At 69.5% G+C, this 15,423-nt stretch carries 15 protein-coding genes; 5 read left to right on the top strand and 10 right to left on the bottom strand.

Features of this window, described 5'->3' with window-relative positions; genetic code table 11:
- A partial coding sequence (locus tag RG19_RS18120; RefSeq protein WP_238376576.1) for a PLP-dependent transferase occupies positions 1-213 on the top strand: 213 nt, incomplete at its 5' end.
- On the opposite strand, the gene RG19_RS02815 is transcribed toward RG19_RS18120, so the two are convergent.
- Together RG19_RS02815 and RG19_RS02810 are read right to left on the bottom strand one after the other, a co-directional pair.
- Positions 207-644: an HIT family protein gene (locus RG19_RS02815; protein ID WP_058833943.1), complete on the bottom strand. Its 438-nt coding sequence runs from the start codon at positions 642-644 to the stop codon at positions 207-209. The two genes, RG19_RS18120 and RG19_RS02815, sit on opposite strands and share 7 nt — an antisense overlap.
- Positions 641-1,459, bottom strand: a complete 819-nt coding sequence (locus RG19_RS02810; RefSeq protein ID WP_058833942.1) for an SDR family oxidoreductase — start codon at positions 1,457-1,459, stop codon at positions 641-643. The genes RG19_RS02815 and RG19_RS02810 overlap by 4 nt, the downstream gene beginning before the upstream one ends.
- Before the next feature lie 87 nt (positions 1,460-1,546).
- Here RG19_RS02810 and RG19_RS02805 point away from each other — a divergent pair, with 87 nt between their 5' ends.
- Positions 1,547-2,278 carry a hypothetical protein gene (locus tag RG19_RS02805; protein ID WP_058833941.1) on the top strand — a complete coding sequence of 244 codons (732 nt, stop codon included), beginning with the start codon at positions 1,547-1,549 and terminating at the stop codon, positions 2,276-2,278.
- 16 nt (positions 2,279-2,294) lie between these two features.
- On the opposite strand, the gene RG19_RS02800 is transcribed toward RG19_RS02805, so the two are convergent.
- A complete protein-coding gene (locus tag RG19_RS02800; protein ID WP_058833940.1) occupies positions 2,295-2,957 on the bottom strand; it encodes a protein kinase family protein in 663 nt (220 codons plus the stop codon).
- Between the two features lie 131 nt (positions 2,958-3,088).
- Between RG19_RS02800 and RG19_RS02795 the strand changes: the two genes are divergently transcribed.
- Positions 3,089-5,104 carry a bifunctional DedA family/phosphatase PAP2 family protein gene (locus RG19_RS02795; protein ID WP_058833939.1) on the top strand — a complete coding sequence of 672 codons (2,016 nt, stop codon included), beginning with the start codon at positions 3,089-3,091 and terminating at the stop codon, positions 5,102-5,104.
- A gap of 54 nt (positions 5,105-5,158) precedes the next feature.
- On the opposite strand, the gene RG19_RS02790 is transcribed toward RG19_RS02795, so the two are convergent.
- The 4 genes from RG19_RS02790 to RG19_RS02775 all read right to left on the bottom strand — a co-directional run bounded on the left by RG19_RS02790 (position 5,159) and on the right by RG19_RS02775 (position 8,349).
- Entirely contained in the window at positions 5,159-5,749 is a 591-nt protein-coding gene (locus tag RG19_RS02790) for an LON peptidase substrate-binding domain-containing protein (protein WP_058833938.1), read from the bottom strand.
- A gap of 46 nt (positions 5,750-5,795) precedes the next feature.
- A complete protein-coding gene (gene mpl / locus RG19_RS02785) occupies positions 5,796-7,166 on the bottom strand; it encodes a UDP-N-acetylmuramate:L-alanyl-gamma-D-glutamyl-meso-diaminopimelate ligase (protein WP_274377896.1) in 1,371 nt (456 codons plus the stop codon).
- Between the two features lie 75 nt (positions 7,167-7,241).
- Positions 7,242-7,760 carry a hypothetical protein gene (locus tag RG19_RS02780; protein ID WP_058833937.1) on the bottom strand — a complete coding sequence of 173 codons (519 nt, stop codon included), beginning with the start codon at positions 7,758-7,760 and terminating at the stop codon, positions 7,242-7,244.
- A 10-nt stretch (positions 7,761-7,770) separates the two neighbouring features.
- Entirely contained in the window at positions 7,771-8,349 is a 579-nt protein-coding gene (locus tag RG19_RS02775; protein WP_058833936.1) for an adenylate kinase, read from the bottom strand.
- Positions 8,350-8,517: 168 nt separating this feature from the next.
- On the opposite strand from RG19_RS02775, the gene RG19_RS02770 reads away from it, so the two are divergent.
- On the top strand, positions 8,518-9,771 hold the full coding sequence (locus RG19_RS02770) for a 6-phosphofructokinase (protein WP_058833935.1): 1,254 nt from the start codon (positions 8,518-8,520) through the stop codon (positions 9,769-9,771).
- A gap of 90 nt (positions 9,772-9,861) precedes the next feature.
- On the opposite strand, the gene RG19_RS02765 is transcribed toward RG19_RS02770, so the two are convergent.
- Together RG19_RS02765 and RG19_RS02760 are read right to left on the bottom strand one after the other, a co-directional pair.
- On the bottom strand, positions 9,862-11,760 hold the full coding sequence (locus tag RG19_RS02765) for a M48 family metallopeptidase (protein WP_058833934.1): 1,899 nt from the start codon (positions 11,758-11,760) through the stop codon (positions 9,862-9,864).
- Between the two features lie 87 nt (positions 11,761-11,847).
- A complete protein-coding gene (locus tag RG19_RS02760; RefSeq protein WP_058833933.1) occupies positions 11,848-12,453 on the bottom strand; it encodes a LemA family protein in 606 nt (201 codons plus the stop codon).
- 82 nt (positions 12,454-12,535) lie between these two features.
- Here RG19_RS02760 and RG19_RS02755 point away from each other — a divergent pair, with 82 nt between their 5' ends.
- Complete coding sequence (locus RG19_RS02755) at positions 12,536-13,918, top strand: serine hydrolase (RefSeq protein WP_058836371.1); 1,383 nt, start codon at positions 12,536-12,538, stop codon at positions 13,916-13,918.
- Positions 13,919-14,194: 276 nt separating this feature from the next.
- Here the strand turns inward: RG19_RS02755 and RG19_RS17095 are convergent, their stop codons facing one another.
- Positions 14,195-14,854 carry a hypothetical protein gene (locus RG19_RS17095; protein ID WP_202905311.1) on the bottom strand — a complete coding sequence of 220 codons (660 nt, stop codon included), beginning with the start codon at positions 14,852-14,854 and terminating at the stop codon, positions 14,195-14,197.
- Positions 14,855-15,423 lie beyond the last annotated feature (569 nt).

The following is a 15,423-nucleotide window of genomic DNA, read 5'->3' as shown; positions in this document are numbered from 1 at the left end:
GCCGGCGGGCCCCCCCCCCCCCTCGCCCGCGCCGCGCGCCTGAGGCTGTTCACCAACGCGACGTCCCTGGGCTCGACCGAATCGCTGGTCGAGCATCGCGCCTCCATCGAAGGGCCGGCCACGGACACCCCCGCCGGCCTGTTGCGGCTGTCGGTCGGGTTGGAGCATGCACCGGACCTGATCGACGACCTGGCGCAGGCGCTGGTTCAGTGATCCCCCAGGGCCGCGCGCAGGCGCGCCGCGACCCGTTCCCGCTCGGCGAGCCCCGCATCTGGCGGCGGTACCGTGCCGGGATAGACCTGCAGCAGGCCGTCGCCCCGCGTCCGCGGCATGAGGTGCAGGTGCACGTGAGGCACCTCCTGTCCGGCGGCCGCGCCGTTGGACTGCCAGAGACTCAGGCCCTCCGGGTCGAACGTCACCTGCAGCGCAGCGGCGACGCGCACCGCCAGTGACATCATCCCCCCGGCGCTCGCATCGTCGAGTTCATGGAACCGCTCGACATGTCGCGTCGGAATGACCAGCACATGGCCGGCCTGCGCACGGCGCGGATCGACCAGGGCGACCGCGACGCCCGAGCGCGCGACCCAGGCGGCCGGCGCGCGCCCGGCGACGATGTCGCAGAAGATGCAGGCGACGGGCTTCAATCGAGGAAGAGGTCCGGCAGCAGCGGCTGCGACGGATCGACCGCGTAGCCGGACAGGTCGTCGACGCCGGCCTCGGCCAGCACCTCGTCGTCGATCAGGAACTCGCCCGCGAAGCCTTCCGCCGGGCGGGTCAGCACGACATGCGCGGCGTCGGCCATGATCGCGGGGGAGCGGCCATTGGCGGTGGACACGCCCGGGATCATGTTGAGCGCATCGGTCGCGATCAACGTACGAGGCCACAGGGCATTCACCGCCACGCCCTGGGGACCGAACTCGGCGGCCAGTCCCAGGGTCACGAAGCTCATGCCCATCTTGGCCAGGGTGTAGCCGGTGTGCGGCCCCCACCATTTCGGGTCCAGCGACGGCGGCGGCGCGAGCGTGAGGATGTGCGGGTTCGGCGCGGCGAGCAGGTACGGCAGGCAGGCCTGCGCACACACGAACGTACCGCGCGCGTTGACTTCCTGCATCAGGTCGAACCGCTTCATCGGCGTATCGAGCGCGCCGCGCAGCCAGATCGCACTGGCGTTGTTGATCAGGATGTCGATGCCGCCGAACGCATCCACCGTGGCCGCGACCGCGGCGCGCACCTGATCCTCCTCGCGGATGTCGCATTTCAACGCCAGTCCGCGACCGCCGGCCGCGTTCACCGCCTGGGCCGCGCTATGGATGGTGCCGGGCAGTTTCGGGTTGGGCACATCGGACTTGGCGGCGATGGCGACATTGGCCCCGTCGCGCGCGGCACGCTCGGCGATGGCCAGCCCGATCCCGCGCGAAGCACCGGTGATGAAAAGGGTCTTGCCGGCAAGCGATGTCATCGCGCTGTCCTCACGTCGGGTGGGCCGGGGCTCGACTAGCCTGTCCCCGCGTCCGGGCACTGGGCCCGGTCAGGAGGACATCATCCCATGCGAGCCCCTCTCGTCGCCTGCGGCCTGGCCGCCGTACTGCTGACCGCCTGCCAGCCCGCACCGCCGAGCGAACCCGATGTCGACACCCCGGCCGGCGATGCCGCCACCGGAGCCGCCTTGCCCGCCGACGAGGTCGTCCCGCCGACGCCCGCCGCCGCGTTGGGTCCGGTCCGGGTCGGCCCCGACTCGGTCTGGAACGGCGACATCGAGGCCTGTCGCGGCGCCGACGACGCGCCGGTCCAGGCCTGTCTGCAGGACACCATGCGCACCTCGGGGGCGTCCGGCGCGGCCGTGGCGACCGCGGAGCGTATCGGCGGCGGGGGCGACATCGGCTACGTGAGCGATTGGGAAGAGCGTGAGCGCGTGGGCATCGCGACGGTCACCTACCCGTTCCGTGCGAACACCAACACCGGCACCTGGCTGGTCGATCGCGACGGCGAGCCCGTCGATGTCGACGCCGGCACCCTGCCCGATTCGGCCCTGTCGACGCCGTCGATTCAGCGGTTCACCGAAGCGCATCCGGACGCCGGGCCGTTCCCGCCTGCCGAGCTGCTCGCCACCGAACCGCAGGGCGACGGCGGCATCCGTTTCGTCTACGCCACCCCGATGCGCGACTGCCATGCCTGCGAGACGCTCGGACAGCTCCGGATGGCCTACGATTTCGACAGCTCGCGCCACTTCTCCGGACAACAGGTGCTGGGCATCGAGCAGGTGTCGGCCGCCGAGTAGCGCCGGCCGGCGGGACTCAGGGTTTCGGCCCCTGGCCTTCGTTGTCTTCCCATTTCAGGATCCGCCGGGTCACGAACCGGTAGACCGGCTTGCCGGTGCGGAACCACAGGTCGCGCAGCCACGAGCGGCGCTTGAGCAAACGCTTTTCCACCGGCGTCAGCGATTCCCGGCAGTACATCCGTTTGTGCTTCAACAGATGCCGCAGATCCTCGCGACACAGCAACCGCATCCACGGTGCGCGCGGATCGCCTCGGGTGGCGAGCTGGAAATCGATCAGCGCCGGACGACCGTCTTCCAGCACCAGCCAGTTGGCCTCCTTGGCGAGATCGTTATGGGCCACGCCGCGCCGATGCAGCTCCTGCAGCAGGCGGCGGGCCTGGTGGAAGTAGGCCAGATCGCCGCGTGGCGGGCGCTGGTACATCGCATCGCCGGCCATGAAGCTGCGGTCGAGGCGACGACCGGTCCAGTCCAGCAACTGCGGCGTATCGCGCATGCCGCGGATCGCCTGCAGCGCGCGGGCCTCGCGCCGCGCCAGCCACCACGCCGGTGCCCGCAGCCACAGCGGCACGTGCGCCAGATCCCGTCGCACGAAGAGACCCTGCGCATCCTCCATCAATGAAATCCGGCCGAAACTGTCGGCCTTGAGCGCACGGCGTTCTGTCGCGTCGGATCGAGTCATCCGCCGATTGTACGTGGCGTCCTCGCCCGGGGCGCTCGGCTCCGTGACGGCGCCGGTCGGCGCCTGTCCGCCAGCCGACCACGCAGGACGACCGACACGGGAACCATCATCTTCGCTGTCATAATTGCGCGATGCTTTCCAACCTTTTCGACAACACCGTCAGCTGGATCGGGGAACATCCCGTCGCGGCCGGTCTCGTGATCTTTCTGATCGCGTTCGCGGATTCGGTGATCATCCTCGGCGCGATCGTTCCGGCACTGCCGTTGCTGTTCGGGATCGGTGTGCTGATCGGCCTGGGTGAGATTTCCGGCCCCTATGCCGTGGCCTGCACGGCGCTCGGGGCGATGGCCGGCGATGCGCTGAGCTACTGGGTGGGCCGGCGCTGGGGAGGGGAGCTGCGCCAGATCTGGCCGTTCCACCGCTATCCGCAGCTGCTCGACCGCGGCGAAGTGCTGTTCCGCCGCAACGAGATCAAGAGCATCCTGGTGGCGCGCTACGTCGGCGCGGTACGTCCGTTCGTGCCGGCCATCGCCGGCATCGCGAAGATGCCGTTGCGCCGTTACCTGCCGATCAGTCTGGTCGCGTGCGTGTCGTGGGCGGTGATCTTCCTCGCACCCGGCTGGCTGTTCGGCGCATCGTACGACGCCGTGGCCGCCGTCGCCGACCGCCTGGCGATCGTGCTCGGCGCGCTGGTGCTGGTCCTCGCCGCGGCCTGGGCACTGGTCGTCTATACCTACCGCTGGTTCGATTCGCATGCCAACAGCCTGCTGGCACGTGCGCTGGCCTGGTCGCGCGCGCATCCGCGCCTGGGCCGCTACACGGGCGCATTGATCGACCCCAACCGTCCGGAATCCCCGTCGCTGGCGATCCTCGCCGTGTGTCTGCTGGCCATCGGCTGGGCCTGGTTCGCACTGCTGACGATGGTGCTGATGCGCGGCGAGCCGCTGGCCCTCGACCTCAGCCTGTACCAGACGATGAACGCGCTGCGCAATCCGCTCGCCGACCGGCTGATGGCGGGGCTCGCCTCGATCGGCGACGCCGCGGTGCTGGTGCCGGCCGCCGGCCTGGCCCTGCTGTGGCTGGTCTGGCGCAGGCGCTTCATCGCCGCGGCGCACTGGCTGGCCGCACTGGCCTTCGGCCTCGTCCTCACCGCGGGACTGGAAGCGGTGATCGACGTGCCGCGCCCGCCCACTGGCCTGAGCGGCTTCGGCTTTCCGTCGATGTCGGTGACGATGACCACGATCACCTTCGGCTTCTTCGCGATCCTGATCGCCCGGGAGCTGCCCGGTCGTAACCGGATCTGGCCCTATCTGGTGGCCGGAGTCATCGCGGTACTGCTCGGATTCGCCCGCATCTACCTCGGCGCGCACTGGTTGAGCGATGTGGTCGGCGGCATGCTGCTGGGCATCGTCTGGCTGCTGGTGCTGGGTATCGCCTACCGGCGCCATGTCGCGCGGTCGTTCTGGATGCGACCGCTGGCGCTGATCTTCTACATCACTTTCGCCATCGCGGCGATCTGGCATGCCCCGCGTGCGGTGGATCCGCTGCTGGACGAGTTCCGCCCGCCCGCGGCGGAACGCGTGATCGACGAGGCTGCGTGGTGGGACGACGCCTGGAAATCGCTGCCGTCGCGCCGCAACGAGCGCAGTGCGGATCTGCGCTGGCCGCTCGACCTGCAGGTTGCCGGCCCGCTGGCGCCGCTGCAGGCGCACCTCGAAGCGCAGGGCTGGGTCAGCCAGCCGCAGGCGGACTGGATCACCACGCTCGGCCTGCTCGACGACGATACGGCGCCCGCCGACCAACCCATTCTGCCCGCCACCCTCGATACCGAGGCCGAAGTACTGCTGATGCGCCGCCCCCTGGCCGAGCGCGAAGCCCAGGTGCTGCGCTTGTGGCACGCGCCGGCCCTGCTCGGCGACGGCCAGCCGCTGTGGGTGGGTACGGTGCAGACGCTCGAGTACACCGAGCCGCTGTTCGGTCTGTTCAACCTCTGGCAGCCACGCACCGATGCGCACGATGCGTGGCGCGCGCTGCGCGGGGAGCTCGTGGACGGGTTCGAGACTGCGGAAGCGGTGCACCCGCAGTCCGGCGTATCGGTCCTGCGCGTGCGCACCCATGCCGCGAAGGACGCGCCAGCCGCGCCGTAACGGCGGCGCCCACCGTCACCACCCACCCGTGGCGATGACGCAGGGCGGCGAAGCTCAGGCCACGTGTTCGAGCAGGCGTTGCAGGCGTGCGTGCGGATCTTCGACCTGCAGCAGCGCCTGACGGTCGGTTTCGCGCAGCGGCAGCAGTTCGGCCAGACGCCAGCCCACCCAGCCGGCATCCTCGAAACGGGCCTCCGGGACCCGGGCGATGTCGGCACCCACCGCCCGGTCGAGCATGCGACGCAGCATGTCGCCCAGCACCGCGTGCTCCGGCAACACCGCGGCCGGCCGTGCCTCGTCGAGCCATTCGATCTCGCCGACTACCAGACCGTTGTCGCGCACTCGGGTACGCCGCACGCGGAACCGCTGGCCGCCGCGCACACGCAGCACCAGCACGCCATCGGCGCCGCAATCGAAGTCCTCGATCGTGGCCGCGGTCCCGACCGCGGCGGGAATCGCCGGCGCACCGACCTCCGCCCCCTCGAGGATCAGGCAGACACCGAAGCCGCCGCCGGTCCGGCCGCAATCGCGCACGAGATCGAGATAGCGCGGCTCGAAGATGCGCAGCATCCGCGCGGCGCCGGGCACCAGCACGGTCGAGAGCGGGAACAGCGGCAGAACGTCCGGGACGGCACGAGCGTTCATGCCGCCCTCTCCCGCCGAACCTGCCGAACCCGCCGGACGCACGCCATCAGGCCCGCGTCCGCCCGTGCAGGGCTGCGGCGAACCGACTCGGGGCGTCGTCGAAACCGCCATTGGACATGAACACCACATGGTCGCCGGGCTCGACCAGTTCGACCAGTGTCGCCAGCAGGGCATCGGCATCGGGCACCGCCCAGGCCTTGCCGCGCACGGCGGAAACGACCTTGCCGGCATCCCACTCCAGCGCCGGCCGGTGCAGGAACACCACTGCGTCGGCGGCGTCGAGCGCCGGCGCCAGTGCATCGGCGTGTGCCCCCAACCGCATCGAATTGCTGCGCGGCTCCAGCGCCACCACGATGCGGGCATCGCCGACGCTGGCGCGCAACCCGGCCAGCGTGGCCGCGATGGCGGTGGGATGATGCGCGAAATCGTCGTACACCACGGTGCCCGCGACTTCGTCGACCCGTTCCATACGCCGCTTCACGCTGCGGAATGTCGAGAGCGCCGGCAGCGCGGCGGCCACGTCGACGCCCACCGCCGCGCAGGCTGCACAGGCGGCCAGCGCGTTCATCACGTTGTGCCGGCCCAGCAACGACCAGCGCACGGTCCCGACGCGCTCGCCCTGGCGCACGACATCGAACGCGCTGCCGTCGGCGGCCTGCAGGCGCGCGGTCCAGTCGAAATCGCCATCGATGCCGAAACGCTCCACCGGCGTCCAGCACCCCAGCGCCAGCACTTCGGCCAGATGCGCATCCTCGCCGTTGACCACCAGTGTCCCGCTTCCCGGCACCGTCCTCACCAGATGGTGGAACTGCCGCTGGATCGAGGCGAGGTCGGGAAAGATGTCGGCGTGGTCGTATTCCAGGTTGTTCAACACCGCCACCTGCGGCCGGTAATGCACGAACTTGCTGCGCTTGTCGAAGAAGGCGGTGTCGTACTCGTCGGCCTCGACCACGAACAGCGGGTCGCTGCCCAGTCGCGCCGATGTCCCGAAATCCTCGGCGACGCCGCCGATGAGAAATCCGGCATCACGGCCGGCCGCCTGCAACAGTCGCGCGACGATCGTGGTGGTGGTGGTCTTGCCGTGGGTGCCGGCAACCGCGAGCGTGGTGCGCCCGGGCAGCACCGTCTCGGCCAGCCACTGCGCGCCCGAGGTGTAGCGTCGACCCGCATCCAGCACCGCCTCCACGGCCGGATTGCCGCGCGACAGCGCATTGCCCACGACCACGGTGTCGACGTCGTCACCGATGTGTTCGGCCCGGTACCCCTGGCGCAACGCGATGCCCAATTGCTCGAGCTGGATCGACATCGGCGGGTACACGGCCTGGTCGCTGCCTTCGACCTCGATGCCGGATTCGCGCGCCAGCGCGGCCACCCCGCCCATGAAGGTGCCGACGATGCCCAGGATATGGAGTTTCAAGTCGGTGCGCTTTTCGCTGTGAACTGCGCGCACTCTAGCCGACCGCGGCGGGACGTGGGCAGCGGCGCGCCCAGATCAGGCCCAGGCCGCCTCGATCAGCAGCAATGCCACCGCCAGGGCGAGCAGGATGCCGGCGGCGGTACGTGCGCCCACCTGCAACGCCTCGCGCCACAGCTGCAGATAGCGACGTATCAACCAGGCCATCGCCGCCACGGTGACCAGAGCGACCAGCAGGAACACGCCCAGCACCGTCGCCGACGCCGCCTGCGCAGCGGCGATCACCAGCAGCACCGGCGCCAGGATCAGCGTGCGCGCGACGGCCAGCCATGCGGTCGCCTGCAGGGCCTGCACGAGCGGCACACGAACACGTCGGCGCTTCGCCACGGACAGCACGGCGGCGACCAGGCCGAGTTCGATCAGCAGCGGTCCCAGCGCACGACCGGGATCCAGCGCCAACGGCGAGACCGCCTCGATCAACAGGGCCGCGAGCCCGGCCGTTCCCCAGGCCAACACGGTGGGCACCGGCCTGTCCGGCAAGGCGCCCAGCGGCGCGCGCCCGCGCAACCAGCGCCACGCGCGCACCGCAGCGTCCAACGCAGGCGCCTCAGCCGGGCGTGCGCGAGACCTTGATCGCCGCCAGGATGCGGTCGAACACCTCGTCCAGCGTGCCGACGCCGTCGACGACGGTCAGCTGGTCCTGCTGGCGGTAGAACTCGATGACCGGCGCGGTCTGGTCGTCGTAGACCTTCAGGCGCTTGCGCACCGAATCCGGATTGTCGTCGGCGCGGCCTTCGGCCTGCGCACGACCGGCGAGACGCTCGATCAGCAGTTCGTTGTCCACGTCGAGCTGGACGGCGGCGTCGAACTGCTGGCCGAGGCTGGTGAGCAGTTCGCCGAGCGCGGCGGCCTGCGCCAGATTGCGCGGGTAGCCGTCGAGAATGAAGCCGTCGCGGGTGTCGTCGCGCGAGAAACGGTCCTTCAGCATGCCCAGCAGGATCTCGTCGGACACCAGATCGCCCCGGGCCATGACTTCCTTCGCCTGCAGGCCGAGCGGCGAACCGGCTGCGACTTCGGCGCGCAACAGATCGCCGGTGGAGATGTGCGGCACTTCCAGATAGGACTTCAACCGTGCCGCCTGCGTGCCTTTGCCCGAGCCGGGCGCTCCCAAAAGAACCAGTCGCATCGAAGACTCCACATTACCGAGCGGGGGAAGGTGGGCCGGCCTCCGGCCCGCGATTCCGGCGCGCTACACTGCGGGCCGGCGCGATGAACAGGCGTCACTTTACCGTATCCGGTCGGGTTTCCACGAACCGCGCGGCCGGAGCCCCCTCCGCCCACCGTCGAGATCGCCATGCCATCCGGAACTCTGTTGTATGCCCAGTCGGGCGGCGTCACCGCCGTCATCAACGCCACCGCCTCGGGTGTGATCGCCGAGGCCCGCACGCGCAGGATCAAGGTGCTCGCCGCCCGCAACGGCATCCTCGGCGCGCTGCGCGAGGAGCTCGTCGATACCGGCCGCGAAACCGCCGCCAGCATCCGCGGCCTCGCCCACACGCCCGGCGGTGCGTTCGGCTCCTGCCGCTACAAGCTGAAGTCGCTCGATGTCGACCGCAGCAAGTACGAGCGCCTGCTCGACGTGTTGCGCGCCCACGACGTGCGCTGGTTCCTCTACAACGGCGGCAACGACTCCGCCGACACCGCGCTCAAGGTGTCGCAGCTGGCGGCCGAGTTCGACTATCCGCTGACCTGCATCGGCGTGCCGAAGACCATCGACAACGACCTCGCGGTCACCGACTGCTGCCCGGGCTTCGGCTCGGCCGCCAAGTACACCGCGGTGTCGGTGCGCGAGGCCGCGCTGGACGTGGCGGCGATGGCCGACACCTCCACGCGCGTGTTCGTCTACGAGGCGATGGGCCGCCATGCCGGCTGGCTGGCCGCGGCCGCCGGTCTCGCCGGCGAGGGGACCGACGATGCACCGCATCTGATCCTGTTCCCGGAGCGCGCCTACGACGAGGCCGATTTCCTCGCCCGCGTGCGCAAGGTGGTCGATCGCGTGGGCTACTGCGTGGTGGTCGCCAGCGAGGGCATCCGCGATGCCGGCGGCCGCTTCGTCGCCGATGCGGGCGGCGGCACCGATGCGTTCGGCCACGCGCAGCTCGGTGGCGTGGCCTCGTATCTGGCCGGTCGGGTCAAGGACGAACTCGGCCTCAAGGTGCACTGGACCCTGCCCGACTACCTGCAGCGCTCGGCCCGCCACATCGCGTCCAAGACCGACGTCGACCAGGCCATCGCGGTCGGCCGGGCGGCGGTGAAGTTCGCGCTGGCCGGTCACAACGCCACCATGCCGGTGATCCGGCGGACATCCGACAGCCCGTACCGCTGGAAGATCGAGGCGGCCCCGCTGGAGAAGGTGGCCAACCACGAGAAGAAGATGCCGGCCGGCTTCCTGCGCCGCGACGGCTACGGCATCACCGCCGCCGCGCGCCGGTATCTGGAGCCGCTGATCAAGGGCGAAGCCTATCCGCCCTACCGCGCCGGCCTGCCCGCCTACGTCTCGCTCAAGCACGTCGCGGTGAAGAAGAAACTGCCGGCCTGGACCGGCTGAGGACGTCGGCGCGGCGCTGCAAGCGGTGCCGCCGAACGGCGCCGCGATACGGCGCGACGCCCGTCCTCGCGGTCGTCGCCCGGCAGGCGATCAAGCTGCCGGGCGCTGCTCCAGTGCCGGCGGCAGCGGGCAATGCAGCACGCCGCAGATCGTGCGCAGCAGCTCGGACTCGGCCACCGAGATCCGGCCATCGTGCAGGATCGCATCGGTGATGGCTTCGACCAGCACCTGCTTGGCGAGCGGGTCGAGCCGGTCGAGCGGATCCCACACCGTATCCAGCGCCTGCACGCCCGCGGCGGGCGGCGTATAGGGCACATGGTCGCGCGGCAGCACGCGATGCATGCCGGCCAGGTACGCGCGACGCGCGCCCTCGGCGTCGCCGACGTGGCCGGCCTGGGCCACCACCGCCAGCAACGTCGCGAATTCCTGTTTGACGTTGCCGGCACGCTGGCGACCGAAGCGCGCATGGCGTGCCGGGTCCAGGGACTCCATCACCTGCACCTGCAGCAGCTGGCCCAGGCAGTACTCGAACAGCGACAGGGTGCCGTCGGTGTGGGTCACCGCATGCACCGCATCGACGAAGGCACCCAGCTCCGGGCGCGGGCGCAGCCGCAGCACCGGGAACGCGAGCTGCGCCAACGGCAGGCGATGCATCGGATGCAGCTGTGCGAGGCCCTCCTCGCGCAGCTGACGCGTGGCCTCCGCCAACGTCGGCCCCAGCCGGGTGGCGATCTCGTCGAGCTGGTGGCCGCGGATGTCGGCATCGGCATCCAGCAGCAGACCCAGTAGCAGCGGCATCACCGCATCGCGTCGGCGGGCGGCCTGCCGCAGCGGCTCCGGGATGTCCTGCACGATGCGGCTGGCGCAGACCCAGTCGCCGTCCTCCGGCGTGGCGACGTGCGCCGCCACCCGGTCGGGTGTCACCGCGATCTCGGCCCGATGCGCGGGCAACGGCACATCGCTGCGGTCGACCAGGCCCAGTTGCAGGTCCTCCTCCAGCCCGCTCGGCGGCGCCTGCAACCAGCGTTTACTCAGCGCGGACAACTGGGCGTCGGTGAAGCCCGGCTCCAGCGCCTGGATCCGCGCGAGCACCGGCGGATGCGTGGCGAACAGCCCGCGCAGGCCGACGCCATCGCCGAACAGCATGTGGCTGATCTCCTCGGCATCCGCCCGCTCCTGCAGCTGCGATCCGGCGGACACGCCTGCGATCTTCTTCAGCGCACCGGCCAGCCCCTGCGTCTGACGGGTGAACTGCACCGCCGAGGCATCGGCGAGCACCTCGCGCGAACGGCTCACGCCGGCCTTGATCATGCGCCCGAAGAACACGCCCGCGTAGCCGATCGCCGCGAACGCGGCCGCCAGCAGGAGCACGAACGCACCGTCCCGGCCGCGGGCGGCGCCTGCATGCAGCATGATCCGGCGACCGATCAGGCCGATCATCAGAATCCCGAACAGGATGCCCATCAGCCGGATATTGAGCCGCATGTCGCCGTTGAGCACATGGCTGAACTCGTGTGCGACCACGCCCTGCAATTCGTCGCGATTGAGCCGCTCCAGCGCACCTCGGGTCACCGCGACCGCCGCATCGGACGGCGAGTAGCCGGCCGCGAACGCGTTGATGCCCGCCTCGTGCTCGAGCACGAACAACGCCGGCATCGGCACGCCCGAGGCGATGGCCATCTCCTCCACCACGTTGCGCAGGCGGCGCAGTTGCGGGTCGGTGGTGTCTTCCGGCACCGCCACACCGCCCAGTTGGGTGGCGACACGCTCGCCACCGGCACCCAGGCTGGCGATGCGGTACAGCGAACCGAGGCCGATGACGGCCAGCGTGATCACGCTGGCGCCGATCAGCACATCGACCTGCGGCCCGAGCAGAAACACCACGCCGAGATTGACCAGCACCACGATGCTGATCACCGCCAGCGCGAACAGCACCACCAGCCGCGTGGTGTTGCGACGCGCCTGCGCCTGGCGCTCGAAGAAATTCATCGGCGTCCGTCCCGGCGCGCATCGCGCCGGTCGACACGATCGTGCCGACCCCAGCGCGAGAGCAGCCCCCTCAACCGCACCCGCACCTCAGAACTGCACCTTGGGCGCTTCGCGCACTTCGGCCCGGTCCTCGGGGATGTCGAGCAGCGCAGCCGGCTCGAACTTGAACATGCCGGCGACGATGTTGGACGGGAACACCTCGCGCCTGTTGTTGTAGGCCATCACCGAATCGTTGTAGGCCTGCCGCGCGAAGGCGACACGGTTCTCGGTGCTGGTCAGCTCCTCGGTGAGCTGCATCATGTTCTGGCTGGCCTTGAGATCGGGATAGGCCTCGACCACCGCCAGCAGCCGGCCCAGCGCTCCGTTGAGCGCGCCCTGGGTCTGCGCGAGCTCGGCCATCGCGGCCGGATCGCCCGGGTTCGCCTTGGCCGCCTGCAGGCCGCTCACCGCCGCGCCGCGGGCGGCCACCACCGCGTCCAGCGTCTGCCGCTCGTGGGCCATGTAGCCCTTCGCGGTCTCCACCAGATTGGGGATGAGGTCGAATCGACGCTGCAGCTGCACATCGATCTGTGCAAAGGCGTTCTTGAATGCATTCCGGGCCGTGACCAGGCCGTTGTAGATGCCGACGCCCCAGAACACGAGCACGGCGGCGGCGCCCAGAAGAATTACGAGCAGGATCAACGCGCTACCCATCAAAGCTCCCCTTATTCATGCAAAACGAAATTCAGGCGTTATGATCGGCCCGCAGGGCAAGCATACGCAGGGGGCGGACCCGATGAAAAGCAAGCGACGCACCGGATGGGCCTGGCAGCTCGGGCTGGTCGGCATGCTGATGCCACTGGCGCTCGGGTCGGCCGCCCAGGTCCTCGACCGCAGCCATGATGTCGCGCCGCGACCGGGCAGCGAAGGGATGGCCCAGTTCCCCAGGCCGACCGACGGTCGCCCGGATCCCGCACCCCCGCCGCCCAGTGCCACTCCGCTGGCCCCCGGCTTCGATGTGCGCCAGTTCGAGGCGATGGCACAGGCACTGGTCGCCGACCAGCGCATCCCCGGCCTGGCGATGGCGATCGTGCACAACGGTCGCGTGCTCAGCGCGCGCGGCTACGGCATCACCGATGTCCGCGCCGCCGAGCCGGTCGATTCGCATACCGTCTTCCGCCTGGCCTCCCTGTCCAAGTCGTTCGCCGGCACGATCGCCGGCGTGCTGGTCTCCGAAGGCACCATGCGCTGGGACAGCAAGGTCGTGGATTACATGCCCGGCCTGCGCATGTCCCAGCCCGAGGCCGCGCAGCGCATCACCGTGGCCGATGTGCTCAGCCATCGGGTCGGCCTGCCGCGCCACACCTACGACCGCGACATCGAGCGCGGCGCGGACTACCTCAGCCTGGTGCAGAACCTCTCGTCGGCACCGATGAGCTGCGCACCAGGTGACTGCTACGGCTACCAGAACGTCGCCTTCAGCCTGGTCGGCGACGTGGTGTTCGCCACCTCCGGCCAGTTCTTCAACGAGGCCGTCTCGCGCCGGCTGTTCAAGCCACTGGGCATGAACGACGCCAGCTACGGCCTGGAAGGCATCCAGAGCAGCCCGCGCTGGGCCAAGCCGCATGTGCGCGCCGGTCGCAGTGGCTGGACCTCGTTGATGCCGAAGCCGACCTACTACCGGGTCGCTCCGGCCGCCGGCGTCAATGCCAGCATCAGCGACATGGCGCAGTGGCTGATCGCCCATACCGGCCATCGCCCGGACGTGCTGCCCGCCCCGTTGCTGGCGACCCTGCACTCGCCGATCGTGGGCACCCCGGGCGAGATCCGCGGCGGCGCCGGCTCCTGGCGCAGGCAGCGCATCAACGCCGCCGGGTACGGCCTGGGCTGGCGGGTGTTCGACTACGCCGGCCACCGCGTCGTCTTCCACGGCGGCGCGGTCCAGGGCTATCGCGGCGTGATGGCGGTCGTGCCCGAACACGATCTCGGCCTGGTGGTGCTGTGGAACAGCGAAAGCAGCCTGCCGACGGCGCTGCTGCCGACCATCCTCGATCGCGCGATGGGCATGCGCGGCCAGCAATGGCTGAACGTCGATATCGACGAGTCGATGTTCGCCAGCGACGACGACAGCGCGCCTTCCGGCCCGGCCTCGTCGAACGCGATGGCGCGCCCGGACTGAGGTCACCGCCTCGCGCCGGCCTCGGTGCCGGCGCGTCGCACATCCGATACGTTCGACGCCGGCCACTGCGCCGGCGTTTTTCTTTCGCGACGCCCGTCCACTCGTGCCGGCCGACGAAACGGCTCCGGCCAACGTGCCCGCAGGGGGCGAAGTGCGCTTCCGAGCGGAGCGTGAGCATCGCCCGCACGCCCGTGACGAGCCCCGGCAGGCACAAAAAAAGAACCCCCTCCGACTGGGCTGCGGAGAGGGTTTCTTCAGATAGCGAGCAGAAGCGACTTACATCAACGGCGTGGGAGCTGCCGGAATCGCCACAGGAGCGGACTTCTTGGTCGCACGCTTGGTGGTCTTCCTCGCGGTCTTGCGCGGAGCTGCCTTCTTGGTCGCCTTCTTCGCGGTCTTCTTGGCCGGACGCTTGGCGGTCTTCTTCGCGACCTTCCGGGTGGCCTTCTTGGCGGTCGCCTTCTTGGCCGTCTTGCGGGCCGGCGACTTCTTGGCGGCCTTCTTCGCGGTCTTCTTGACCGCCTTCTTCGCGGTGGACTTCTTCGCGACCTTCTTCGTCGCCTTCTTGGCGGTCTTCTTCGCTGCCGACTTGCGGGCGGTCTTCTTGGCCGCCTTCTTCGCCGCAGGCCGCTTGGCCGTCTTCTTCGCGGTCTTCTTCGTCGCCTTCTTGGCGGCGGTCTTGCGGGTCACCTTCTTCGCGACCTTCTTGGCGACCTTGCGGACCGCCTTCTTCGCCTTCGCAACCTTCTTGGCGATCTTTTTGACCGCCTTCTTCACGGGACGTTTTTTCGTAGCTTTCTTCGTGGCCATGGGATGGCTCTCCTCGTCTATGGAACTACAGGTGTTGCTGGCCCAGTTCGCGAACGCCGCGGGGATCGGACCCGCGACCAACCGTCGACGCGCACCGCGCGTCGGGACGGATTCCTGCGCCGCCAACCGTGCAGTCCCCGACCGGGAATCCGCGCGTCCCGAAGCGGGACCGGCGTGCGACGCGCCCGAACGCATTCGCCCGAGCCTGACCGGCGCGGGCGAGTTCGAAAGGGCAAGATGTTTTTGCAGGGGAGACGGACACTGATTCCACCTTCTGGTCGTTCGGGGCGGAAGGTTGCGTTGTCGCGTTCGATGTCGTCCCGGGTTTGATCACTCGTCCCTGCGGCGGCGTTGTTTCGGCGAAACCTAATCACCGTTTTTTCCACTGTCAACACCCCGCATCGCGATACGCGCGCGGCATCCACACGCCATCTCGACATCGATGTTCCGCAGCCGGTGCCGATGAGGCCGCATCGTGCGCCGCGTCAGCACGACGGGAAATACGCGCACGCGAAACCACAGCTGTTTTCAAGCGCTTTTCTTTCGCTTGAAGAAGCGCGCATCGCGCATCGATCGAAAACCGAATTCGCTCGGGCGATGCACGGATGCATCCGGCGCGCGATTTCCGGCGGTTCGAAAAAAGTCAGCCGGCCTGTCCGCATGGCGCGCCGCAACGTGCGCTTTGCGCGAATTTG

The organism is Luteimonas abyssi, assembly GCF_001482195.1.
Lineage (GTDB): Bacteria > Pseudomonadota > Gammaproteobacteria > Xanthomonadales > Xanthomonadaceae > Luteimonas > Luteimonas abyssi.
This window is presented reverse-complemented; position numbering and strand designations above follow the sequence as displayed.